The sequence below is a fragment of the Rhodobacteraceae bacterium LMO-JJ12 genome (assembly GCA_021555075.1).
In the GTDB taxonomy this organism is placed as follows: Bacteria; Pseudomonadota; Alphaproteobacteria; order Rhodobacterales; family Rhodobacteraceae; genus JAKGBX01.
Genome location: JAKGBX010000001.1, coordinates 116,040 through 136,601 on the forward strand (window position 1 = coordinate 116,040; position 20,562 = coordinate 136,601).

Below are 20,562 nucleotides of genomic sequence, written 5' to 3' on the forward strand. Positions count from 1 at the left end.
TCCTGAGGGAAATTTCCACAATTTGGCGTGGATCTACCGCCATGAATTCCGCCGGCACACGCCGACGAAGCCAGTATACAGCGCACCTGGTTTAATCCCGTCGACGCAGGAGCTCTTTGAATGGTCACTACTGCCTCACAAACTGCCACACAACTCCCTCGTCTCAACCCGATGCCAAGTGCGGCCGGACCAGCGAATTTTGTAGGGAATATGGGTAGATACGTCGGAAGCCGGAAATGAGGACATGAGAGCAATATGATCTCTTCTGGGCACCATACTAAATCCCCAACAATACAGACCATCCGCTTTTGGGGATTTAGGCCGGCGTTCAGCAAGTTTTCCAGAAGAAATTCCCCACAAACAGATTCTTACGCGCGCTGCACTCTCTTAGGCACGCCAACGCTCGGGTACGATCAGGTTTTAATCCGGTACCTTAGGTCCAGGTGAGGGCTGCGAGATGGGCGGATCTGTCCGCCGTACGAGCAACATGCCATCATATTAAAGAGAATTTGGTGGAGCCTAGGGGGGTCGAACCCCTGACCTCTTGCATGCCATGCAAGCGCTCTCCCAACTGAGCTAAGGCCCCTTGCCGTGCGGGCTTATTCCGCCCGCGGGTATTAGGCAAAGGCGACGACGGGATCAAGAAGAAAATCCCCGTCAACGCCTGAATTCATCATCAATCGTCGTCGTCAGATGCTACGTCGGCGATCTCGTCAAGCGAGACGCTATCGTCGTCGTCGTCATCGAGAACATCATCATCGTCATCGAGATCGACTTCTGCGTCATCCAGTGTGTCGAGCTCAACACCTTCTTCCGCATCTTTGGCCTTCTTCGTGACCGCATCCTCGGCGTCTGCCGCAATGAGACTGCGCTTGCCGGTGTCGAATTCACAGACTTCCCCCGTGTAGGGGCTGATGATCGGACTATTGTTCAGGTCGTAAAAGCGCTTGCCGGTGGTTGGGCAGACACGCTTGACGCCCCATTCTTCCTTGGGCATGGGCTTCCCTTTCGAAATTCTATTTGCTTGTCGACGATCCGCGCCAACTGCCATAACGGGACGCAGGTGTCAAAGGCTTTCCTGAGGGGCGCGATGAACAGGCTAAATAAAGCTAAAGAGCGGTCGGTTTGAGTCGGCACATCCTGAAGGGCGATCCGCCTGTTGAAGTGATTCTGAAGCGGTCATCCCGTGCCCGGCGAATATCACTAAGGGTGTCGTCGATTGATGGGCGGGTGACACTCACCTTCCCACCCGGGGTGCGCGAGGCCGAGGCGTTGAGTTTTGCCGAGGAAAAGGCAAATTGGTTGCGCGTGCATCTCGACCGACGGCAGCCTGATGTATTGGTCGAACCTGGCGTTGCAATTCCCTTTCGCGGCGAAATGCTGCGCGTCGTTTCCGGGGCCGGTCGAGGGGTTCGGGTGCACAATAGCGAGATCGTCGCGTCGGGCGATGCGGCGTGTGTTGCGCCGCGTATACAGGGGTTTCTCAAAGAAACGGCACGAGCGCGGCTGGTTGAAGCATCAGATCGATACGCTGACGCGCTAGGGCTGCGCTATTCACGACTGAGCCTGCGCGATACCCGTTCACGCTGGGGATCTTGTTCGTCAAATGGCGGCTTGATGTATTCATGGAGGCTTATTCTCGCACCGGACGAAGTGCTCAACTATGTCGCTGCCCATGAGGTCGCGCACCTGGCGGAAATGAATCATTCCACGCAATTTTGGGCGCACGTCAAAGCGCTTTATGGCAATTACGAACCGTCCCGGCGTTGGTTGCGAGAGCATGGCGCCGGGTTGCATCGGTATCGATTCTGAGCGGCCTGCAGACGGGCGAAACACCGCCTCGCAGCACGAACTCCCAAGGATTTCGATTGACCTGCGTTGGGTTTGTGATCACAAGCAACTCATGCTTATCTCACAACGCCCTGATCCGAAGCCTTCGACCCATGATATGGTTTATCGGCGTTTGCGTACCCGAATCATGCATGGCGACATCCTTCCGGGACAGGCGATCACGTTGCGCGGTATCGGTAAAGAATTTGGTGTGTCGATGACGCCCGCACGTGAATCGGTGCGGCGATTGGTGGCCGAGGGGGCGTTGTCGATGTCTTCTTCCGGGCGGGTGGCGACGCCTGAACTCAGCTCGGACCGGATTGAAGAATTGTCAGCGTTACGCACGCTGATCGAGGTTGAGCTTGCCAGCCGTGCGTTACCGCGCGCTCACCTAGCACTTATTGATCGGTTGCAAATCATCAATTCTGGTTTGACCGACATGATCAATCGCCAGGATCCGGTCGGCTATATCCGAACGAATCTGGAGTTTCACCGCACCCTCTATCTGCGTGCTCAGGCGCCAGCGATGCTGGCCATGGCAGAAACAGTCTGGCTTCAACTCGGACCGACCATGCGGCGCCTTTATGGGCGGCTAAAGCGCAAGTCGTTGCCACCGTATCATCGTATGATTATCGCCGCCCTCAAGGCAGGCGATGAACCTGGGTTGCGGCTGGCGGTGCGCTCGGATGTGACCCAAGGTCTCAAGATGCTGCTGGCCTAATTGATGGGTGATACGAACGGCCCGGCCGGGATTGGTTTGGCCCTTCATCTGGGCGACATAGCCATAGCGTCCAATCCCACTGCGACGCGCAATGCATTTCGGCGAAGAACTGAAGTAGAGCGTCGTTCTGATCTCACAAATTAGGCGGCCAGCCCCTTTGCCCCGATATCGAGGAATTTCTTGCGCCGATCTCGGATTAGCTTCTTGGGTGACTTGTTGCCCATCTCGGCCAACATGCTTGCAATTGCCTCGCCGACTGCATCAATCGCAGCCGTTGGATCGCGATGTGCGCCTCCCAGGGGTTCACGAATGATCCGGTCCGCCACACCCAGCTTTTCCAGATCCTGAGCGGTCAGGCGCATTGCTTCGGCGGCCTCGCGCATCTTCTCGGAATCCTTCCAAAGAATGGAGGCGCAACCCTCAGGCGTGATGACCGAATAGATTGAGTGTTCCAGCATCGCCACACGATCGGCCGAAGCAAAGGCGACAGCTCCGCCAGAGCCACCCTCACCAATGATGACAGACACCAGCGGAACCCCGATCTGAAGGCAGGCTTCGGTTGAGCGGGCAATCGCTTCGGACTGACCGCGCTCTTCGGCGCCCTTGCCCGGATAGGCTCCGGCGGTATCAACCAGTGTGACCACTGGCAGGCCAAACTTGTCTGCGAGCTGCATCAGGCGCACAGCTTTACGATAGCCCTCGGGCCGCGCCATGCCGAAATTGTGCAGAATGCGAGACTTGGTGTCAGAGCCCTTCTCATGTCCGATCACCACGACAGGCCGATCATTAAAGCGGGCCAGCCCCCCCATCACCGCCTGATCATCAGCAAAGTTCCGGTCGCCCGCCAGCGGCGTATATTCCGTGAAGAGTGCCTTGATATAATCGCGACAATGCGGTCGCTCGGGATGCCGGGCAACCTGGCATTTGCGCCAGGGCGTGAGCGATTTGTAAAGGTCACGCAAAAGCTCGGCAGCTTTTTTGTCTAGCGCGGCGGCCTCGGATTCGACATCCATGTCTTCATTGGCCCGCGCCATAGCGCGCAGCTCTTCCGCCTTGCCTTCGATCTCGGCCAACGGTTTTTCGAAATCAAGATAGTTGGTCATAACTAGAACTCCTGTGCCGAACTTGCCGATATATGGCCGCACTGAACCTGTGATGCAACTCCGCAAGATTTGAACAGGCGGGTCATGGCAAGTAGGTTGGGTGTAATGGCAAAGGAACACTTCATTGCGGTCTGACTATGAAAAACGCATGTTGCGGGTGCTCGAATACATCCACAAGCACCCCGCCGACGATCTTTCGCTGGATGCGCTGGCCGATGTTGCTGCGATGAGCCGGTTTCACTGGCATCGTGTTTTTCACGCCATGACCGGAGAAACCTGCGCCGTCGCTGTGCGCCGTATCCGGCTGAACCGGGCGGCATGTTGGCTATTGCGCACCGAATGGCCCGTGGCCGAGGTTGCAAAGAAGGTGGGTTATCCATCGGCGCAAAGTTTCAGTCGCGCCTTTCGTGCTACTTATGGCATGACGCCGGTTCAGTTTCGCAAATCGGGTAAGGACGACACCCCACGATTGCTCAGACGAAAGGGAGAGTCTGAAATGTTCGAAGTCAAGATCGAAGCCGCGCCCGCGCGTCGCCTCGCTTCTATCCGACATCGCGGGCCCTATGTCGAAATTGGCAACGCTTTCGAACAGGCCGGCACCATCATCGGAGCGCGCAATCTCTGGCCGCAAGTTCGATGTATGATTGGGGTCTATTACGATGATCCTTCTGTCGTTCCGGCCCCTGAGCTGCGATCCAACGCCGGTTTCGAACTGGCACACGGAGCCGATATTCCTGACGGGTTCGAAACGGTAGAAATTCTTGGCGGCCCGATTGCGCGGCTGCGCTTTCGCGGTCCTTATGCCGGTCTACAGCGCGGTTATGATTACCTTTTTGGAGAGTGGCTCCCAGCGTCCACACGCGATCCCGCGGATGAACCGGTTTATGAGGTCTATCTAAATACGCCAGTCGAGGTGGCGCCCGCAGACTTGCTGACCGACATCTGTCTGCCGCTTGCGCCATGACCAAGCTTGATTTCAAAAAGGCCGAAAAGGCGCTGTACTCGGCTGATCGCAAGGGTTGGCAGCGCATCACTGTGCCCAAACGCGCTTTCCTGATGATAGAAGGGCAGGGCGATCCGAACGGGTCGGCCTATGCGGCGGCAATTCAAGCGCTCTATACCTTGGCGTATGGCGTGAAATTCGCCTTCAAGAGTGAAGGTCAGGATTTTGTTGTGCCACCGCTCGAAGCGCTGTGGTGGGCCGAGGATATGACGGCCTTCACATCCGATGAGCGGCTCGATTGGCAATGGTTAGCGATGCTGCGAATACCGGATAACCTAAACCACGCGGCGTTTGACGTCGCGCGTGAAACGGTTCTGAGCAAGCAGGCGAAAAAGGTTGATGGTGCCGCGCCGGATTTGCTGAACGCTGTACGACTCGACTGTTTGACCGAAGGAGAATGCCTGCAATATCTGCATCTGGGATCCTATGCAGAGGAAAAACCTGTAATCGCGGATCTGCATGACAACGTAATGTCGGCGCTGGGGCTGACATTCGCCGGTCTGCATCACGAAATCTACCTCTCGGACCCGCGCCGGGTGGCTTCGGAAAAGTTAAAGACCATCCTGCGACAACCGGTCAAACCTGTTGGAACCTAAGTTACGAGCGACACAATCTTGACTCCCAGCAACCTGCTGTTGGGTTTTGTCAGTCGGGCTAACCATTTTGGTTATCGCTATGGAGAGAATGGGAGAAGGTGCCTGATGATACCTGAAGTAAAAGCTGCCTTTGAGGCTATGCCGATGCCCGCGCGGCAAGGCTGTATGACGCTGCGAGAATTGATTTTTGAGGTAGCAGCACAGACACCTGAGGCGGGGCAGATTTCGGAGGAATTGCGCTGGGGTCAACCCGCCTACCTCACCCAAGAGACCAAATCCGGCACCACCATCAGGCTTGGAAGAGGCAAGCCCAACGGATTCGCCCTTCTTGTGCATTGTCAAACCTCGTTGATCGAAGACTTCCGCCCCTTGGCACCGGAGGGCACCCGTTTTGATGGAAGTCGCGCCGTGCTATTTGCTGATGTCTCTGACGTGGATAAAAGTGCGATGCGTTTGCTGATCCACTCTGCGCTGACCTATCATCTCTGAAGCGCAAGCGCGGTTCAGGAAATCTTTGCGCACCAGATGGATCAGCGCAACACAGGGCGCAATCCGGTCGCGCAGGGCGTCGAATGTGGGCCGGTGCGCAGCTGAGATGTGCAGTAAGGTCAGCGTCTTGCCGCAAATGGAATTAGCCATAGGGCGCGCAGTCTGCGCTCCTTATGGTCGGGTTCAGACCTGTCTTACAGCCCCTTTTGCGGCGGAGGTGGTCAGCAAAGCATAGGCTTTGAGCGCACCTGAAACCTTGCGGGTACGCTTCTCATCAGGCTGCCAACCCTTGGCTTCGCGCGCCGTGCGGCGGGCAGCGAGTGTAGCTTCAGCAACTGCGAGGTTGATCTTGCGATTAGGAATGTCGATCTCGATCAGATCACCCTCCTCGACCAACCCGATTGTGCCGCCTTCTGCCGCTTCGGGCGAGACGTGACCGATGGACAGGCCAGAGGTGCCGCCGGAGAAGCGGCCGTCTGTTATCAGGGCGCAATCTTTGCCTAGTCCTTTGGATTTCAGATAGCTCGTCGGATAGAGCATTTCCTGCATTCCTGGACCACCGCGCGGTCCTTCGTAGCGAATCAGCACGATGTCACCGGCCACGATCTTGCCCGTCAAAATCGCGCTCACGGCGCTGTCCTGGCTTTCGAAGATTCTGGCGGGGCCGGAGAAAACCAGGATTGAATCGTCGACACCGGCTGTTTTTACCACGCAGCCATCTTCGGCGAGGTTGCCAAACAAAACGGCCAAACCGCCGTCCTGCGAAAACGCGTTTTCTCGGTTGCGGATCACACCTGATTCGCGGTCGAGGTCGAGCTCGTTATAGCGGCTGGATTGCGAAAATGCGGTTTGGGTCGGCACGCCACCGGGCGCGGCGCGGTAGAACTCGTGAACGGCCGGATCGTTGCTGCGTGCCACGTCCCATTTGTTCAGGGCATCGGCCAAAGTGGCGGAATGCACCGTGGGCAGCGACGTGTTGATCAGCCCGGCACGGTCCATTTCGCCCAAGATTGCCATGATGCCACCGGCGCGGTGAACGTCTTGCATGTGCACATTCTCGATCGCAGGCGCGACCTTGCACAGGCACGGCACATTGCGCGACAGACGGTCGATGTCTGACTGATCGAAATCGACCTCGCCCTCATTGGCGGCGGCGAGAAGGTGCAGGATCGTGTTGGTCGAACCGCCCATGGCGATATCGAGCGACATGGCGTTCTCAAACGCGCTTTTGGAGGCGATGGAGCGCGGCAGAACCGACGCATCGTTGCCCTCGTAATAGCGTTTGCAAAGATCAACCACTGTGCGCCCGGCCTGCAAGAAAAGCTCCTTGCGATCAGAGTGCGTGGCCAGCATCGAGCCGTTACCGGGAAGGGCAAGACCAAGGGCTTCTGCCAAGCAATTCATGGAGTTGGCGGTGAACATGCCCGAGCAGGAACCACAGGTCGGGCAGGCCGAGCGTTCGTAGGCGCTGACATCGGCCTCGGACATTTCATCGTCGACGGCGGCGACCATGGCATCGACCAGATCGACGGATTTCTCGATACCGCTTTCCAGAACAACTTTGCCTGCTTCCATTGGCCCACCAGAGACGAAAACCACCGGGATGTTGAGCCGCATGGAAGCCATCAGCATGCCGGGGGTGATCTTGTCACAGTTTGAAATGCACACCATCGCATCGGCGCAATGGGCGTTGACCATGTATTCCACAGAGTCAGCAATGATCTCGCGGCTGGGCAGGGAATAGAGCATACCGTCATGGCCCATGGCGATACCATCATCAACAGCGATGGTGTTGAATTCCTTGGCCACGCCGCCGGATTTTTCAACTTCGCGCGCAACCATCTGGCCCAAGTCCTTGAGGTGGACGTGGCCGGGGACGAATTGGGTAAAGCTGTTGACGATGGCGATGATCGGCTTGCCGAAATCGCCGTCTTTCATACCAGTGGCGCGCCACAGGCCGCGTGCGCCGGCCATGTTGCGGCCATGGGTGGAGGTGCGGGAACGATAGACTGGCATGATGTGGCTCCGATGGGTGAGTGTCTGACCAATTCCCTTTAGCGGGAAGGCGGCGCAGGCTCAAGCGGTGGTGGGTTTTGGTCTGGTGCGGAGGCGGGCAGAGGTGGACAGATTGCCCGCCGTACAGGGCAGGTGAGGCCGACTGAGGTTAAGAAGAGCTATCACGCACGTTCTGCATGGTTAACGGCGGATTTGCAGGCCGAATCGGGGGGGTGACTCCCGGCTGTCGAGTGTATGTTTTCCGGCTGTCGGGTGAAATGTGGTTTGGGAAGGCGAAAATGGGTTAACCTGTCGCGCGCTTCTTCTCTCGAAAGCGCAACGGAGTCGGGCGGAGTTTGTAGCGATCTGGAACCATTTGCATTGCGACGTGTTGATTCTCTGATCCGCGAGTTTGCAAACGAAAGAATGAGCAATGACACGATCCGCACCAACGCCGTATTCAGACCGATCCGGACATGAGACACATTCGGCAAGGGGGAAAATGGGCTATGGTCGTTTCTTTGCCATGATAGCGACGTCGACTGTCGTTATGTATGGGCTGATGTATCTCAATACCTATGCGCTTGATCATATCTTCTATTCGCAGACGCGGATGTGGATGGCGCTCTATATGGGGGGGGCGATGGCGATCATCATGCTGGCGTTCATGCTGGGAATGTATACCAACGGAACCATTAACAGCGCCATTTTTATCGGCGCGGCGTTGGCATTTGCGCTGGGTGTTTGGCTGGTGCGATCACAGGAAACGGTGGGCGATGTGGCCTGGATGAAAGCGATGATCCCGCACCACTCGATTGCCGTTCTGACCAGTGAGCGTGCCGAGATATCGGACCCGAGGGTGCGTGAGCTGGCCAATGCGATCATCGAGGCCCAGCGCAGCGAGATCGACGAGATGAAACGCTATATCATGGACATCGAGGCAAATGGCGATGCCCCTGCCGGAACGCCGCGAGAGATCGGCATAGACCAGGCGCAATGAATAGCGTTTTAATCGTTTAAGGCAGGATTTTCATTTCACGCAAAAAGCCCCGGCGCTTGGACCGGGGCTTTTCCAATTCAATTGAAGGCGTGATCAGCCGCCGACCAATTCCGACATGCGCACGATCACTTCGGCTTGCTTCATCGACGCGATGTCGATCAGTTTGCCTTTGTAGGTGGTGGCACCAAGCCCTTGTTTCTGGGCCTCTTCCATGGCGGCGAGGATTTCACGGGCCTCGGCTACAGCCTCAGCCGAGGGGGTGAAGACCTCGTTGGAGAGCTTGACCTGTTTGGGGTGGATCGCCCATTTGCCGACCATGCCCAGCGTTGCGGCGCGCAGCGCGTGGGCGGTGAAGCCTTCGTCATCCGAGAAATCGCCATAGGGGCCATCAACCGGCAGAACGCCATGGGTGCGGCATGCGGCGACGATGGCCGAGATCGCCCAGTGCCACGGGTCGGACCAGTTCTTTTGGCCGTCGCGCAGCATGTAGTAGTTTTCCTGTGTGCCACCGATGCCTGTGGTCGCCATGCCCATCGAGGCGGCAAAATCGGCATATCCGAGGCTGATCGCCTGCATACGGGGGGAGGCGGCGGCGATCTCTTCGACATGGGCGATGCCAGCGGCGGTTTCGATGATCACCTCAAAGGTGATCGGCTTCTTGCGGCCCTTGGCGGCCTCGATCGAGGCGACGAGCGCTTCGACGGCATAAATGTCTTCGGCACAACCGACCATCGGGATCATGATCTGATCAAGGCGCTCGGAGGCGTTTTCCAGCAGGTCGACGACATCGCGATACCAATAGGGCGTGTCGAGGCCGTTGATGCGCACGGAAAGGTATTTGTTGCCCCAGTCGATGTCATGGGTCGCCGCGATGATGTTCTTGCGCGCGGTTTCCTTGTCGGCGGGTGCGACGCTGTCTTCGAGATCAAGGTTGATCACGTCGGCGGCAGAGGCAGCCATCTTCTCGAAAATTGCCGGACGCGAGCCGGGGCCGAAGAGTTGGCAGCGGTTTGGACGGGCAGGAGCGGGGGGTTGTTTGCGGAAGGACATGGGCGGGCCTCTCGGGGGTTTCTGAAATTGCGTGGGTTCAGCTCTGAGCGATATTAAATTGCGCGGGGTGCTGCAAGGCGGATTATGCAGATGCAGAATGGCGCTGCGGCGCGGAAAATTTGTGCCAAGCGAGGGAGGGAATAGAATTTTCTGCGAAAATTCTGGGCTTTTGCCGGTGATCCTGCGAAAAAACCTGTGCAATGGCGGATGTTTGCAATCGCATTCCATCGGTTATGGCAAATCATGCGTGTTGGGGAATTTCCACGACGCGCGAAAGGGCCGAAAGCCATGATCAAGACACCCTACCTTCTGTTTCTGGGCGACGCGCCTGACCAACTTGCCGCGAAAGTGGCGCAGGGGATCAAGGATTGGCGGCCCGGCAACGCCGTGGGCCAGTTTAGGATGGAAGGGTGCAAGGCAGATGTCGGGCTACCCGATATGGACCTGACCGAAGCGCGCGAGGCAGGCGCCGAGACGCTGGTGATCGGGGTGGCCAACCGGGGCGGGCTGATCAGTCAGGAATGGAAGAAGGTTCTTGTGATGGCGCTGGAAGAGGGGTTCGATCTGGCCAGCGGTTTGCACAACCTGCTGCGCGATGAGCCCGATCTTGTGGCGGTGGCCGAAGCCTGCGGGCGCAAGTTGCATGATGTGCGGGTGCCGGATGTGAAATATCCGATTGCCAACGGTGTGAAGCGGCGCGGCAAGCGGTGTCTGGCGGTGGGTACTGATTGTTCGGTGGGCAAGATGTATACCTCGCTGGCGATGGACGCCGAGATGAAGAAACGCGGGTTGAAATCGAGTTTCCGCGCGACCGGGCAGACCGGGATCCTGATTACCGGCAACGGCGTGCCGTTGGATGCGGTTGTGGCTGATTTCATGGCTGGGTCGGTGGAGTGGCTGACGCCGGACAATGATGATGATCACTGGGATCATATCGAAGGACAAGGATCGCTGTTTCACGTGTCCTATTCCGGGGTGACGATGGCGTTGATCCATGGGGGACAGCCGGATGCGCTGATCCTGAGTCACGAGCCGACGCGTTCGCACATGCGGGGTTTGCCGGAATATCAACAACCGAGCCTTCAGCAGTTGCGCGATACTGCGCTGACGCTGGCACGGGTGGCGAATCCGGCGTGTCAGGTGGTGGGGATCTCGGTGAACACCCAGCATATGAGCGAGGATGAGGCCAACGCCTATCTTGCCAAGGTGGAAGCCGAGATGGGGCTGCCGACGGTTGATCCGTTCCGCCATGGGGCGTCGCGCCTGGTGGACGCGTTGGAAGCGATCTGAGAAGATTGCGCCTTGCGACGGCTGGGGGAGCCTCCGGCGGGGATATTTAGAGCAAGATGAAACGTGCCGGCGGTGCGTTTCAATTCCGAGCGGGCCCGGCCCGACAGGATACGAAGAAGAGGCGACGTTTTGCAGATCACAGTCACACCGGACACGTTCAAGCTGGCTCAGGTATTTACCATTTCACGTGGATCGCGCAGCGAGGCCAAGGTTTTGACGGTGCGGATATCGGACGGGTTCATCTCGGGTTGGGGTGAATGTGTGCCTTATGCGCGTTATGATGAAACGCTGGAAAGTGTCACCGCCGAGATCGAGGGGTTAAGCGGGCCGGTCACGCGCAAGACGCTTCAGGGCATGCTTGCGGCGGGGGCGGCGCGCAATGCGGTGGATTGCGCGCTGTGGGATCTTGAGGCCAAGAAAGCCGGGGTCAGGGTTTGGGAATTGGCCGGGCTGCCCGCGCCGAAGCCGGAAATTACCGCCTATACACTGTCGCTCGATACGCCGGAAAAGATGCGCGCGCAGGCGGCGGAACATGCCTTTCGCCCGTTGTTGAAGATCAAGCTGGGCACGCCGGATGATATGGCGCGGCTGGAAGCGGTGCGCGCGGGCGCGCCGAAATCGACCATCATCGTGGATGCCAATGAGGGCTGGAGCGCGGATGTCTACGCCGATCTGGCGCCTCATCTGGTCCGGCTGGGGGTGGCGTTGGTCGAGCAGCCTTTGCCAGCGGGGGAAGATGACGCGCTTTTGGGGATGGAGCGGCCCGTGCCGGTTTGTGCCGATGAAAGCGCGCATGATCGCGCATCGTTGTCCAAGCTTAAAGGCAAATACGATGTGGTGAACATCAAGCTCGACAAGACGGGTGGGTTGAGTGAGGCCTTGGCGTTGAAGGCGGCGGCATTGACTGAGGGTTACAAGGTGATGGTGGGTTGCATGGTCGGCTCATCGCTTGCCATGGCGCCGGCCACATTGGTGGCACAGGGCGCGATGGTGACGGACCTTGATGGGCCGCTTTTGTTGGCCGAAGACCGCGAGCATCCGTTGCAGTTTGACGAGAAGGGCGTGCATCCACCGACGCCAGATCTGTGGGGATGAGATGAAAACCGCGATTGTCTGGGATGTTGAATTTCTGACGGACGCGGGTGCGCCGCAGCGGTTCTGGTGCGGCCCGAATGATCCCGACCCTGTGTTGGTACAGATCGGTGCGGTGCGGTTGGGGCTGGAAGGCAATTTTCCGATTCTTGACCGGTTTGAGCAGGTGGTAATCCCGCGTGATCGCGCGGGGGACGTTTGGGATTTGTCGGAGCTTTTTGTGCGTCTGACCGGGCTGAGCCAGGACCGGGTGGCGCGCGAGGGGGTTGAGCTTGGCACGGCGCTGGGCGCGCTGGCCGAGTTCGCGGCGGGTGATACGATCTGGGCCTGGGGCAATGACGAGATTTTTGGCGTCGGCATCTCTTGCTATCTCGCCGGGATTCCCGCGCCGATCCCGGCCACGCAGTTTGGCAATGCGGTGCGATTGCTTGTCAGGGCCGGGGTGCCGGTGGACGAGGTGCAAACGCTGCGCTCAAACACACTTTGTGCGCATTTTGGCATTTCTGACGAGGGGGCACAGGCGCATGACGCCTTGGGTGATGCGCTTTCAGTGGCCCTGACCTTGCAGCATTTCTTGCGCCAGGGGCGTTTGCGGGCAGAGGATTTCGCGTCTGACCGGGGTGTACGTGGCGATGTTGGCTGAGGTCGGCACCCGTTTTGTGCCGGAGACGTGCGCGCTAGCTGCGCCCGGCAATCTGGGTCAGGAATACGCCCGCGCCCATCAAAACGATACCCAGCATGCGCAACAGTGTCAGCGGGGTTTGTTGCGCGCCAAACAGGCCGAATTGGTCAATCATTCCCGCCGATATGATCTGTCCGAGCAGCACGAAGAACACCGCGTTGCCGATGCCGAAGGTCGGCGCGATCCAGGTGATCGAGAGCACATAGAAGGCGACCAGAGTACCGCCGAGAAAGAGATGCGGCGGCGCGCCCGGTGCGGCGCGCAGCGAGCCGCCGGTGATCAGCATCACGATGCAGGTGCTGGCCAATGCGACGACAAACAGGATTACACCGGCAGCCGCAGGCGAGCCGAGTTTTTGGCCCAGGGCGGCGTTGAGCCCGGCCAGAATCGGGATGCCGATCCCGGCGGCGAGCATGATGAGGGCCGAATACGGGGCAGTTGTCATCGCTTTCCCTTTTCAAGAATTCGCGCTAGGCGAATAGCGCACAATTGATCAAGAACAAGCGGGATGGTCAATCGGTGTAAACCGACAAACCGACCGCACACCGCCAAGGAGAACCAGAATGAGCCGCACAGTTTACGTCAACGGACAGTATCTGCCCGAGGAAGAGGCCACGGTCTCGATTTTTGACCGCTCGTTTTTGATGGCGGATGGGGTTTATGAGGTGACAAGCGTGCTGGGAGGCAAGCTGATCGACTTTGACGGGCATCTGGTGCGGCTGGAGCGGTCGCTGAGCGAGTTGGACATGCAAAAACCCGAGGCGTTTGACGATTTGCTGGAGATTCACCGCGAATTGGTGCGGGTGAACGGGATCGAGGATGGTCTGGTCTATCTTCAGGTTAGCCGGGGGTCGGCGGGCGACCGGGATTTCGCGTTTCCTGATCCCGAGGAGGTCAAGCCGACGCTTGTGTTGTTTACCCAGAACAAGCCGGGATTGGCGGACAGCCCTGCAGCAAAGACGGGTATCAAGGTGATTTCGATCGAGGATATTCGTTGGGGGCGGCGCGATATCAAGACGGTGCAACTGCTATATCCGTCAATGGGCAAGATGATGGCGAAGAAGGCGGGGTGCGATGATGCATGGCTGGTCGCGGATGGGCATGTGACCGAGGGCACCAGCAACAACGCCTATATCGTCAAGGGCGGCAAGATCATCACGCGCCAGCTTTCGAGTGATATCCTGCACGGGATTACGCGCGCGGCGGTATTGCGGATGGCGCGGGAGGCGCAGATGGTGGTGGAAGAACGCCCCTTTACCATCGACGAAGCCAAGGATGCGGATGAGGCGTTTGTCACCTCGGCCAGCGCGTTTGTATTTCCGGTGGTCGAGATTGATGGTGCACGTCTGGGTAATGGCACGCCGGGGCCGGTGGCCGGACGGTTGCGCGAAATCTACCTTGAAGAAAGCCTGAAATCCGCGATTTGAGCGTTGGCAGGGATATGCCGGGCGCGCTTCAAAGAGTGATACTTTATACCAAGAAGATCGATGAGATGGCGGCATTCTATGGTCGCCATTTCGGTTACAGCGCGCATCGCACAGATGGGGACAGGATTGTTGAGCTGCGCCCGCCGGGGGCGGGCCTGACCCTGTTGCTACACCCGGCGTCCAAGGGCCAGAAAGAGGGGCAATCCCTTGTGAAGCTGGTGTTTGATGTTAGGGACGTAGCGGCATTCTGCAAAGCAGCGGCTGTGCGGGGATTGGAGTTTGGCCCGATTCATCGCGCCGACGGTTATTGTTTTGCCAATGCGAAAGATTCGTCGAAAAATCCGATTTCCGTATCGAGCCGGGCGTTTTCCGAGACCGAATAGCGCGTGGTGTTGGACGCGCATTTGCAACGCACCCCCCGCCCCGTGCCCGAAAAGGTGCGGCGCGAGAATGTCAGCCAAATCGCCAGCTTGAGGCGGTGACGCCGCCGAAGACCATGTCTTCGGTATAGATGCGCGTGGCGGGGTCGGTCTCTGCCGCACCGAGGGCGGCGAAGATCGGGACCAGGTGGTCCTCTTCCTTGTGACAAAAGCGCGAATAGGGTGCAGCCTCCCAGTCAATCATCTGTGCGCTACGCGCCTCGGGGGCGAGGGAGAGCGTTTCGTTGAGCCAGGTGTCGAAGGCCTTGCTTGGGGTTTGGGCGTCGGGGCCGAAAGCGGCAAGGTTGTGAAAGCTGTAGCCGGAACCGATGATCAGAACGCCTTCGTCGCGCAGAGGCGCGAGGGCGCGGCCAAGGGCGATGTGTTCGGCGGGGCTGTAGTTGGAGCGCATCGAGAGCTGGATCAGCGGCATGTCGGCGTTGGGCCAGAGGATAGACATGGGAACGAAGGCGCCGTGGTCATAGCCGCGCGTATCATCGAGCCGGGCGGGCAGGCCCGCCGTCTCGATCAGATCCGCCACACGTTCGGCCAGCGCGGGGGCGCCGGGGGCAGGGTATTTGACTTGGTAGGTGTTAGGCGGAAAGTTGTAATAGTCGTAAAGCATTGGCGGGTTGGGAGAGTGCATGACGGTGAAGGCGTCTTGTTCTTCCCAGTGGCCCGAGATCATCAGAACCGCTTTGGGCTGTTCGGGCAGATCGTCGGGCAGGCTTTTGAGAGATGCTTCCAGCTTGGCAAAAGCACGGCGCATGTCGGGAACCCAGGGCCACGGGCCGCCACCGTGGGCGATGAAATAGGTGGGCAGAGTGGTCATGGTGATCTCCTTGGCTGTGTTCAGGAGAGATAGGATGAGGCGGGCGTGATGGGTATGGCGCTGGGCACACAATCTCTGTGCGCGAATGCGAAGAGATCAGGAGTGGGTGGAGAGAGCAGCGGCGGGGGCCAGCCCCCGCACCCCCGGGATATTTTTGGCAAGATGAAGAATGGCACGCGTCAGGATTGGTCTTTCAGGACGTTTTCCTTGAGAGCGGTTTCGAAGGCGGCCTGTTTTTCGGGGCTGGCTTTGGTTTGTTGCTGTGACTTCCAATCGTCGTAGGGCATGCCGTAGTATATTTCGCGCGCGTCGTCCTTGGTGAGTTCGATGCCGTGTTCGGTGGCGGCTTCCTGATACCAGCGGCTGAGGCAGTTGCGGCAGAACCCGGCGAGGTTCATCAGGTCGATATTTTGCACGTCCTTGCGGTCTTTCAACAGGTGTTGGCGCAGGCGGCGGAAGGCGGCGGCTTCGATTTCAGTGCGGGTGGTATCGTCCATGGGGCGTTCCTTCGTCAGTTTGCCTGAAGGATGCTCGTCGATATACGCTCAGGTCAACCGAAACGACGCATGGGCAGCGGTCAGAGACCGGTTTGCGTAAGGACTTCGACCAGAATTGGCGCGAGGCGGCGGGCCCAGGCGTGTTGTTGTTCGGCGGTTTCGATGACGTCGTGGCGCAATTCGATCAGCACGTTGGGGCGGGGAATTTGCAGCGCGTGCTGATCAATGGCATCGCCGGGCAGGTGGCCGGCATAGGGTTCATTGTCACCGACGCAGAGGTCAGGCTCAGCGCGCAGCCGCTCGATCAGGGCGGGGCCGAAGCTGGTATCACCGGCATGAAGGATGCCGATCTGCCAGGGGCGGGGGGCGCGGCCGCTCAGTTTGGGTGAGAAGCTGTGAATTGCGACGATTGCGGTGTCGTCGCGCCGGGAGGCGAGCGCCTCGTAAGCATCGTGATAGGGGCGCCAGTAGGTTTCAAGGCGGCGCTGGGCCTCTTGCGCGGTGATGTGGCGGTTGGCGGGGATCAGCGTGCCATCATAAAGCTTCATGATCAGCGTCGGGTCGTCGGCGCCACGGTTGGGATCAATCACCAGCCGGGAAAAGCGTGACAGGATGGCGGGCGCATCGAGCAGGTCGGCCAGCGCGCGCGTCACCTCGGCGGCACCGAGATCAAAGGCGATGTGGCGGTTCATTTCGCTGGCGGGCAGACCGAGATCGCCGCTATTGACCGCCTCGGGGACGATGTTGGTGGCGTGATCGCATGTGACAAGCCAGCGCGCTGGCCGATCCGCTCCGTGGATGTCATATGGTTGTTTTATCATGGTGATAGCGTTTCTCCTGCGCCAAGGAATTAGGCGAGATTGGTGCGGAAGTGAATTGCACAATTTCGACGATTGGCATTTGTTGGGGGCGATCCGCGCAAAAACCGGGCAACGAAACAGGCAAAGGCAGGCAGAAAATGAGACGCAACAGGAACATCAAGATCGTGGCCACTCTGGGACCGGCCTCGAACGATTATGCCACCATCAAGGCGTTGCATGTGGCGGGGGCGGATGTGTTTCGGTTGAACATGAGCCACGGAACACATGACGAGATGCGTGCGCGCCATCGAATCATCCGTGACATCGAGCGCGAGCTGGACAGCCCGATTGCGATTCTTGCCGATTTGCAGGGACCAAAGCTGCGCGTTGGGGCGTTTGCGAAGGGTGAAGAGGAGTTGGAGCAGGGCGCAGAGTTCCGGCTTGATCTGGACGAGGCCGAGGGCGACGCAAGCCGGGTGTGTCTGCCGCATCCCGAGATCTTTCAGGTGTTGGAGCCGGGGGCGAACCTGTTGGTCAACGACGGCAAGATCCGCCTTGAAGTGGTGCGGTGTGGCAAGGATTTTGCCGAGTGCCGCGTGATCATTGGCGGGGTGATTTCGGACCGCAAGGGGGTGAATGTGCCCGATGTGGTGTTGCCGGTGGCGGCGCTCTCGGACAAGGACCGCAAGGATCTGGAGTTCGCCTGTGATCTGGGGGTTGATTGGCTGGCGCTCTCGTTTGTGCAGCGGCCCGAGGATGTGCTGGAGGCGCGCAGGTTGGCAGATGGACGTGCCGCCGTGTTGTCGAAGATCGAAAAGCCATCGGCGGTGAAGTGTTTCGAGGAAATTCTGGCGGTATCAGACGGGATCATGGTGGCGCGCGGTGATCTTGGGGTTGAGTTGCCGGTGCAGAATGTGCCGCCAATCCAGAAGCGGTTGGTGCGGCTGTGCCGGTCGGCGGCCAAGCCTGTGATCGTGGCGACGCAGATGCTTGAGTCGATGATTGAAAGCCCGATGCCGACGCGCGCCGAGGTCTCGGACGTGGCCAATGCGATCTATGAAGGGGCGGATGCCGTGATGCTGTCGGCGGAATCGGCGGCGGGGGCGTATCCGGTCGAAGCCGTGACGACGATGAGCAATGTTGCCGTCGAGGTCGAGAACGACCCCAATTATCGCGTTATTATTGAATCGTCGCGCCGGGTCGAGCGGGCCACGGTTGCCGATGCCATGGTGGCCGCCGCGCGCGAGATTGCCGAAACGACGGATATCAAGGTGATCTGCTGTTTCACCCAGAGCGGGACCACTGCGCTTTTGACGGCGCGCGAGCGTCCAAGGGTGCCGATCATCGCGATGACCAGTTTGCGCGGAACGGCGCGGCGGTTGGCGCTCAGTTGGGGGACGAATTGTATCATGACGGGCGAGTTGCAGCGCTTTAAGCAAGCGGTTGTGAATTCGGCGCGCGCCGCAAGGGTGCAGGGGTTTGCCACGACCGAGGATCATATCGTGGTGATCGCCGGGGTGCCGTTCAACCAGCCCGGAACCACCAATATTCTAAGGGTTGCGCCCTGTGATGAGAGTTTGATTTTTGCATCTGATCCGGAGTAATCTTGAGAACAATTTGTTAGAAATATCGTGGTAGTGTATTTAGTGAGTTAAGAGGCGGTAAGTATGGATCATGATCTGGCATTGGTGATCGGGCTTGTGGTGGCGGTGTTTTCCATCCCCGCGCTGGTGTCTGCGTACTCCGAGCGGCGCGCGCCGCGGGTGGCGGCGATTGCCATAATTATCGGGGGTGGGCTTGTAGCGTGGGCGGTGACGCAGAAGCCCGGAGGCTATCAGATTGATCAGATTCCCAATGTCATGGTCAAGGTCGTGGCGCGGTATGTCAATTAGGGCGGCTGCGACCATTCCAGCGATATGATGCAAACACCAAACCGGCGTTGAAACCTCTTGCAACCGGAGGGGCTGCCCGATATAGCACGCCCCTGTCAGCGCGGCCGGCCAAAAGTGGCATGCCGAGTCGCGCGTATGACCGAACTCGAACTTAAGGAGACGGAAATGCCTAAGATGAAGACGAAATCGAGCTGCAAGAAGCGGTTCAAGGTGACGGCGAGCGGCCGCATCAAAGGTGGTCAGGCCGGCAAACGCCACGGCATGATCAAACGCACCAAGAAATTCATTCGTGACGCCCGCGGCACGACAGTTCTGGCAAAGGCTGATGAGAAGATCATCAAGCCGATGATGCCTTACGCGCGCTGAGGAGGGCTGAGATATGTCGAGAGTTAAGAGCGGAACCGTCACACACGCCCGTCATAAGAAGGTCATCAAGGCTGCCAAGGGTTACTATGGTCGTCGCAAGAACACCTTCCGCGTCGCCACGCAGGCCGTGGACAAGGCCAACCAATACGCAACCCGTGACCGCAAGAACCGCAAGCGCAACTTCCGCGCGCTGTGGATTCAGCGGATCAACGCGGCTGTGCGTTCGGTTGATGAGTCGCTGACATATTCGCGTTTCATCAATGGTCTGGGCCTTGCCGGGATCGAAGTTGACCGCAAGGTTTTGGCCGATCTGGCCGTGCATGAGCCCGAAGCGTTCGGCGCAATCGTGGCACAAGCGAAAGCCGCGCTGGCGTAAGCTGCTGGCAGTTGAAGAATTTGGGAAGCCCCGTGCTCAGCGATGAGCGCGGGGTTTTTCTTTGTGTGAAAGGGCCGGGTTTGGGAGGGCGAAATGCAGATTGAAAAGGTGGCCGTGATCGGTGGCGGGCTTATCGGGCAGAGCTGGGCGGCTTTGTTTCTGGCGCATGGGTTGCATGTCTGTGTGCAGGATGTGGTTGACGGATTTGAAGACCCAGTGCGCGCGGCCATCGCGGCGGCGTGGCCCGATCTTGTGCAGCTGGGGATGGCAAGCGGGCCGATCCCGTTTGAGCGGCTGAGCTTTGCCAGCGATATTGCCGATGCGTGCAGGGGAGTCGGGCTGGTGCAGGAGTGCGGCCCGGACCGGATCGAGGCGAAACGCGAAATTCTGACCGCGATCGAGGCAGGTGCGCCCGAGGCGGCGCTGATTGCGTCGAGCACCTCGTCGCTGTTGGCGAGCGATGTTCAGCGGGGTGCGCGCCATCCGGGGCGCGTTCTGGTGGCGCATCCGTTCAATCCGCCGCATCTTGTTCCGCTGGTTGAGATTGTGCCGGGTGCGCAGACTTCACAGGCGTCGATTGCCGCCGCGCGGGCGTTTTATGGCGCACTACACCGAGAGGTGATCGTCGTGCAAAAGGAAGTGGTCGGCCATGTTGCCAATCGGCTAAGCGCGGCCCTGTTTCGCGAGGCGGTGCATATCGTGGCTGAGGGGATTGCCAGCGTCGAGGATGTCGACCGCGCCGTTGCGCACGGGCCGGGGTTGCGCTGGGCGTTGATGGGGCCGTTTGCCACCTATCATCTGGGCGGAGGGGCCGGGGGGTTTCGTCATTACCTCGAACATCTTGGCCCGACGCAGGAGGCCCGCTGGGCCGAACTTGGCGAGCCGGTGTTGGATGAAGCGACCCGTGCCAGCCTGATTGTGGGGGTCGATGAGGCGTTGGCAGGCGTGGATGTGGCCAGGCTGGCGGAAACGCGTGACGCCGGGTTGGTGGGGATCCTCAAGCTCAAGACCGGGGGCTGAGGACTGAGCGGGGGCCAACGTATCCCCAGAAAAGAAAAATTTCGGAATTTCCCCCTGTTTGTAGCCTGGGTTTGGTTGGCAA

24 protein-coding genes and 1 tRNA gene are annotated in these 20,562 nt (G+C 59.1%); 16 read left to right on the forward strand and 9 right to left on the reverse strand.

Going from position 1 to position 20,562, the window contains the following annotated elements:
- Positions 1-510: 510 nt before the first annotated feature.
- Both LZG00_00580 and LZG00_00585 read right to left on the reverse strand, forming a co-directional pair.
- Positions 511-586, reverse strand: a tRNA-Ala gene (locus LZG00_00580).
- A gap of 90 nt (positions 587-676) precedes the next feature.
- Positions 677-997 carry a TIGR02300 family protein gene (locus tag LZG00_00585; protein MCF3592491.1) on the reverse strand — a complete coding sequence of 107 codons (321 nt, stop codon included), beginning with the start codon at positions 995-997 and terminating at the stop codon, positions 677-679.
- 128 nt (positions 998-1,125) lie between these two features.
- Here LZG00_00585 and LZG00_00590 point away from each other — a divergent pair, with 128 nt between their 5' ends.
- Together LZG00_00590 and LZG00_00595 are read left to right on the forward strand one after the other, a co-directional pair.
- On the forward strand, positions 1,126-1,812 hold the full coding sequence (locus LZG00_00590) for a M48 family metallopeptidase (GenBank protein ID MCF3592492.1): 687 nt from the start codon (positions 1,126-1,128) through the stop codon (positions 1,810-1,812).
- Between the two features lie 91 nt (positions 1,813-1,903).
- Positions 1,904-2,551, forward strand: coding sequence for a GntR family transcriptional regulator (locus LZG00_00595; protein ID MCF3592493.1), 648 nt, complete (start codon positions 1,904-1,906; stop codon positions 2,549-2,551).
- Between the two features lie 140 nt (positions 2,552-2,691).
- On the opposite strand, the gene LZG00_00600 is transcribed toward LZG00_00595, so the two are convergent.
- Positions 2,692-3,654, reverse strand: a complete 963-nt coding sequence (locus LZG00_00600; GenBank protein MCF3592494.1) for an acetyl-CoA carboxylase carboxyltransferase subunit alpha — start codon at positions 3,652-3,654, stop codon at positions 2,692-2,694.
- 124 nt (positions 3,655-3,778) lie between these two features.
- On the opposite strand from LZG00_00600, the gene LZG00_00605 reads away from it, so the two are divergent.
- The 3 genes from LZG00_00605 (at position 3,779) to LZG00_00615 (ending at position 5,742) form a co-directional block, all read left to right on the forward strand.
- Positions 3,779-4,618, forward strand: a complete 840-nt coding sequence (locus tag LZG00_00605; protein MCF3592495.1) for an AraC family transcriptional regulator — start codon at positions 3,779-3,781, stop codon at positions 4,616-4,618.
- Positions 4,615-5,253, forward strand: coding sequence for a GyrI-like domain-containing protein (locus tag LZG00_00610; protein MCF3592496.1), 639 nt, complete (start codon positions 4,615-4,617; stop codon positions 5,251-5,253). The genes LZG00_00605 and LZG00_00610 overlap by 4 nt, the downstream gene beginning before the upstream one ends.
- A 105-nt stretch (positions 5,254-5,358) precedes the next feature.
- The gene (locus tag LZG00_00615; GenBank protein MCF3592497.1) at positions 5,359-5,742 is read left to right on the forward strand and encodes a DUF1801 domain-containing protein; all 384 of its coding nucleotides are present in this window, start codon (positions 5,359-5,361) and stop codon (positions 5,740-5,742) included.
- A 183-nt stretch (positions 5,743-5,925) separates the two neighbouring features.
- Here LZG00_00615 and ilvD read toward each other — a convergent pair whose 3' ends face one another.
- Complete coding sequence (gene ilvD / locus LZG00_00620; GenBank protein MCF3592498.1) at positions 5,926-7,758, reverse strand: dihydroxy-acid dehydratase; 1,833 nt, start codon at positions 7,756-7,758, stop codon at positions 5,926-5,928.
- Between the two features lie 481 nt (positions 7,759-8,239).
- On the opposite strand from ilvD, the gene LZG00_00625 reads away from it, so the two are divergent.
- On the forward strand, positions 8,240-8,737 hold the full coding sequence (locus LZG00_00625; GenBank protein ID MCF3592499.1) for a DUF305 domain-containing protein: 498 nt from the start codon (positions 8,240-8,242) through the stop codon (positions 8,735-8,737).
- Between the two features lie 93 nt (positions 8,738-8,830).
- On the opposite strand, the gene LZG00_00630 is transcribed toward LZG00_00625, so the two are convergent.
- The gene (locus LZG00_00630; GenBank protein MCF3592500.1) at positions 8,831-9,787 is read right to left on the reverse strand and encodes an L-malyl-CoA/beta-methylmalyl-CoA lyase; all 957 of its coding nucleotides are present in this window, start codon (positions 9,785-9,787) and stop codon (positions 8,831-8,833) included.
- A 288-nt stretch (positions 9,788-10,075) separates the two neighbouring features.
- Here LZG00_00630 and LZG00_00635 point away from each other — a divergent pair, with 288 nt between their 5' ends.
- The 3 genes from LZG00_00635 to LZG00_00645 all read left to right on the forward strand — a co-directional run bounded on the left by LZG00_00635 (position 10,076) and on the right by LZG00_00645 (position 12,812).
- Positions 10,076-11,077 (forward strand): DUF1611 domain-containing protein, encoded by a 1,002-nt coding sequence (locus LZG00_00635; protein ID MCF3592501.1) that lies wholly within the window; start codon positions 10,076-10,078, stop codon positions 11,075-11,077.
- 129 nt (positions 11,078-11,206) lie between these two features.
- Positions 11,207-12,172 (forward strand): dipeptide epimerase, encoded by a 966-nt coding sequence (locus LZG00_00640; GenBank protein ID MCF3592502.1) that lies wholly within the window; start codon positions 11,207-11,209, stop codon positions 12,170-12,172.
- Between the two features lies 1 nt (position 12,173).
- Positions 12,174-12,812, forward strand: a complete 639-nt coding sequence (locus LZG00_00645; GenBank protein ID MCF3592503.1) for an exonuclease — start codon at positions 12,174-12,176, stop codon at positions 12,810-12,812.
- A 34-nt stretch (positions 12,813-12,846) separates the two neighbouring features.
- On the opposite strand, the gene LZG00_00650 is transcribed toward LZG00_00645, so the two are convergent.
- Positions 12,847-13,296: a DMT family transporter gene (locus LZG00_00650; protein ID MCF3592504.1), complete on the reverse strand. Its 450-nt coding sequence runs from the start codon at positions 13,294-13,296 to the stop codon at positions 12,847-12,849.
- Positions 13,297-13,414: 118 nt separating this feature from the next.
- On the opposite strand from LZG00_00650, the gene LZG00_00655 reads away from it, so the two are divergent.
- Together LZG00_00655 and LZG00_00660 are read left to right on the forward strand one after the other, a co-directional pair.
- A complete protein-coding gene (locus LZG00_00655) occupies positions 13,415-14,278 on the forward strand; it encodes a D-amino-acid transaminase (GenBank protein MCF3592505.1) in 864 nt (287 codons plus the stop codon).
- 35 nt (positions 14,279-14,313) lie between these two features.
- Positions 14,314-14,661: a VOC family protein gene (locus tag LZG00_00660; protein MCF3592506.1), complete on the forward strand. Its 348-nt coding sequence runs from the start codon at positions 14,314-14,316 to the stop codon at positions 14,659-14,661.
- A 70-nt stretch (positions 14,662-14,731) separates the two neighbouring features.
- On the opposite strand, the gene LZG00_00665 is transcribed toward LZG00_00660, so the two are convergent.
- The 3 genes from LZG00_00665 to LZG00_00675 all read right to left on the reverse strand — a co-directional run bounded on the left by LZG00_00665 (position 14,732) and on the right by LZG00_00675 (position 16,847).
- Positions 14,732-15,529 (reverse strand): dioxygenase, encoded by a 798-nt coding sequence (locus LZG00_00665; protein ID MCF3592507.1) that lies wholly within the window; start codon positions 15,527-15,529, stop codon positions 14,732-14,734.
- 179 nt (positions 15,530-15,708) lie between these two features.
- Positions 15,709-16,026 (reverse strand): DUF1244 domain-containing protein, encoded by a 318-nt coding sequence (locus tag LZG00_00670; protein ID MCF3592508.1) that lies wholly within the window; start codon positions 16,024-16,026, stop codon positions 15,709-15,711.
- Between the two features lie 80 nt (positions 16,027-16,106).
- Complete coding sequence (locus LZG00_00675) at positions 16,107-16,847, reverse strand: N-formylglutamate amidohydrolase (protein ID MCF3592509.1); 741 nt, start codon at positions 16,845-16,847, stop codon at positions 16,107-16,109.
- A 137-nt stretch (positions 16,848-16,984) separates the two neighbouring features.
- Here LZG00_00675 and pyk point away from each other — a divergent pair, with 137 nt between their 5' ends.
- From pyk to LZG00_00700, 5 genes are all read left to right on the forward strand, one after another.
- Entirely contained in the window at positions 16,985-18,430 is a 1,446-nt protein-coding gene (gene pyk / locus LZG00_00680) for a pyruvate kinase (GenBank protein ID MCF3592510.1), read from the forward strand.
- 63 nt (positions 18,431-18,493) lie between these two features.
- Positions 18,494-18,718 carry a hypothetical protein gene (locus LZG00_00685; GenBank protein ID MCF3592511.1) on the forward strand — a complete coding sequence of 75 codons (225 nt, stop codon included), beginning with the start codon at positions 18,494-18,496 and terminating at the stop codon, positions 18,716-18,718.
- Between the two features lie 165 nt (positions 18,719-18,883).
- Positions 18,884-19,084, forward strand: a complete 201-nt coding sequence (gene rpmI, locus LZG00_00690) for a 50S ribosomal protein L35 (protein MCF3592512.1) — start codon at positions 18,884-18,886, stop codon at positions 19,082-19,084.
- Between the two features lie 13 nt (positions 19,085-19,097).
- Positions 19,098-19,460, forward strand: coding sequence for a 50S ribosomal protein L20 (gene rplT / locus LZG00_00695; GenBank protein ID MCF3592513.1), 363 nt, complete (start codon positions 19,098-19,100; stop codon positions 19,458-19,460).
- A gap of 93 nt (positions 19,461-19,553) precedes the next feature.
- On the forward strand, positions 19,554-20,480 hold the full coding sequence (locus tag LZG00_00700; protein ID MCF3592514.1) for a 3-hydroxyacyl-CoA dehydrogenase NAD-binding domain-containing protein: 927 nt from the start codon (positions 19,554-19,556) through the stop codon (positions 20,478-20,480).
- The last annotated feature ends 82 nt before the right edge of the window (positions 20,481-20,562 follow it).

Excerpts from the sequence above, each read along its gene's own strand:
- rplT (MCF3592513.1), top strand. The coding sequence starts at position 19,098 with ATGTCGAGAGTTAAGAGCGGAACCGTCACACACGCCCGTCATAAGAAG.
- LZG00_00675 (MCF3592509.1), bottom strand. The coding sequence starts at position 16,847 with ATGATAAAACAACCATATGACATCCACGGAGCGGATCGGCCAGCGCGC.
- pyk (MCF3592510.1), top strand. The coding sequence starts at position 16,985 with ATGAGACGCAACAGGAACATCAAGATCGTGGCCACTCTGGGACCGGCC.
- LZG00_00700 (MCF3592514.1), top strand. The coding sequence starts at position 19,554 with ATGCAGATTGAAAAGGTGGCCGTGATCGGTGGCGGGCTTATCGGGCAG.
- LZG00_00600 (MCF3592494.1), bottom strand. The coding sequence starts at position 3,654 with ATGACCAACTATCTTGATTTCGAAAAACCGTTGGCCGAGATCGAAGGC.
- LZG00_00595 (MCF3592493.1), top strand. The coding sequence starts at position 1,904 with ATGCTTATCTCACAACGCCCTGATCCGAAGCCTTCGACCCATGATATG.
- LZG00_00630 (MCF3592500.1), bottom strand. The coding sequence starts at position 9,787 with ATGTCCTTCCGCAAACAACCCCCCGCTCCTGCCCGTCCAAACCGCTGC.
- LZG00_00655 (MCF3592505.1), top strand. The coding sequence starts at position 13,415 with ATGAGCCGCACAGTTTACGTCAACGGACAGTATCTGCCCGAGGAAGAG.
- LZG00_00685 (MCF3592511.1), top strand. The coding sequence starts at position 18,494 with ATGGATCATGATCTGGCATTGGTGATCGGGCTTGTGGTGGCGGTGTTT.
- LZG00_00650 (MCF3592504.1), bottom strand. The coding sequence starts at position 13,296 with ATGACAACTGCCCCGTATTCGGCCCTCATCATGCTCGCCGCCGGGATC.
- LZG00_00670 (MCF3592508.1), bottom strand. The coding sequence starts at position 16,026 with ATGGACGATACCACCCGCACTGAAATCGAAGCCGCCGCCTTCCGCCGC.
- LZG00_00635 (MCF3592501.1), top strand. The coding sequence starts at position 10,076 with ATGATCAAGACACCCTACCTTCTGTTTCTGGGCGACGCGCCTGACCAA.
- LZG00_00615 (MCF3592497.1), top strand. The coding sequence starts at position 5,359 with ATGATACCTGAAGTAAAAGCTGCCTTTGAGGCTATGCCGATGCCCGCG.
- LZG00_00625 (MCF3592499.1), top strand. The coding sequence starts at position 8,240 with ATGGGCTATGGTCGTTTCTTTGCCATGATAGCGACGTCGACTGTCGTT.
- ilvD (MCF3592498.1), bottom strand. The coding sequence starts at position 7,758 with ATGCCAGTCTATCGTTCCCGCACCTCCACCCATGGCCGCAACATGGCC.
- LZG00_00645 (MCF3592503.1), top strand. The coding sequence starts at position 12,174 with ATGAAAACCGCGATTGTCTGGGATGTTGAATTTCTGACGGACGCGGGT.
- LZG00_00610 (MCF3592496.1), top strand. The coding sequence starts at position 4,615 with ATGACCAAGCTTGATTTCAAAAAGGCCGAAAAGGCGCTGTACTCGGCT.
- LZG00_00585 (MCF3592491.1), bottom strand. The coding sequence starts at position 997 with ATGCCCAAGGAAGAATGGGGCGTCAAGCGTGTCTGCCCAACCACCGGC.
- rpmI (MCF3592512.1), top strand. The coding sequence starts at position 18,884 with ATGCCTAAGATGAAGACGAAATCGAGCTGCAAGAAGCGGTTCAAGGTG.
- LZG00_00665 (MCF3592507.1), bottom strand. The coding sequence starts at position 15,529 with ATGACCACTCTGCCCACCTATTTCATCGCCCACGGTGGCGGCCCGTGG.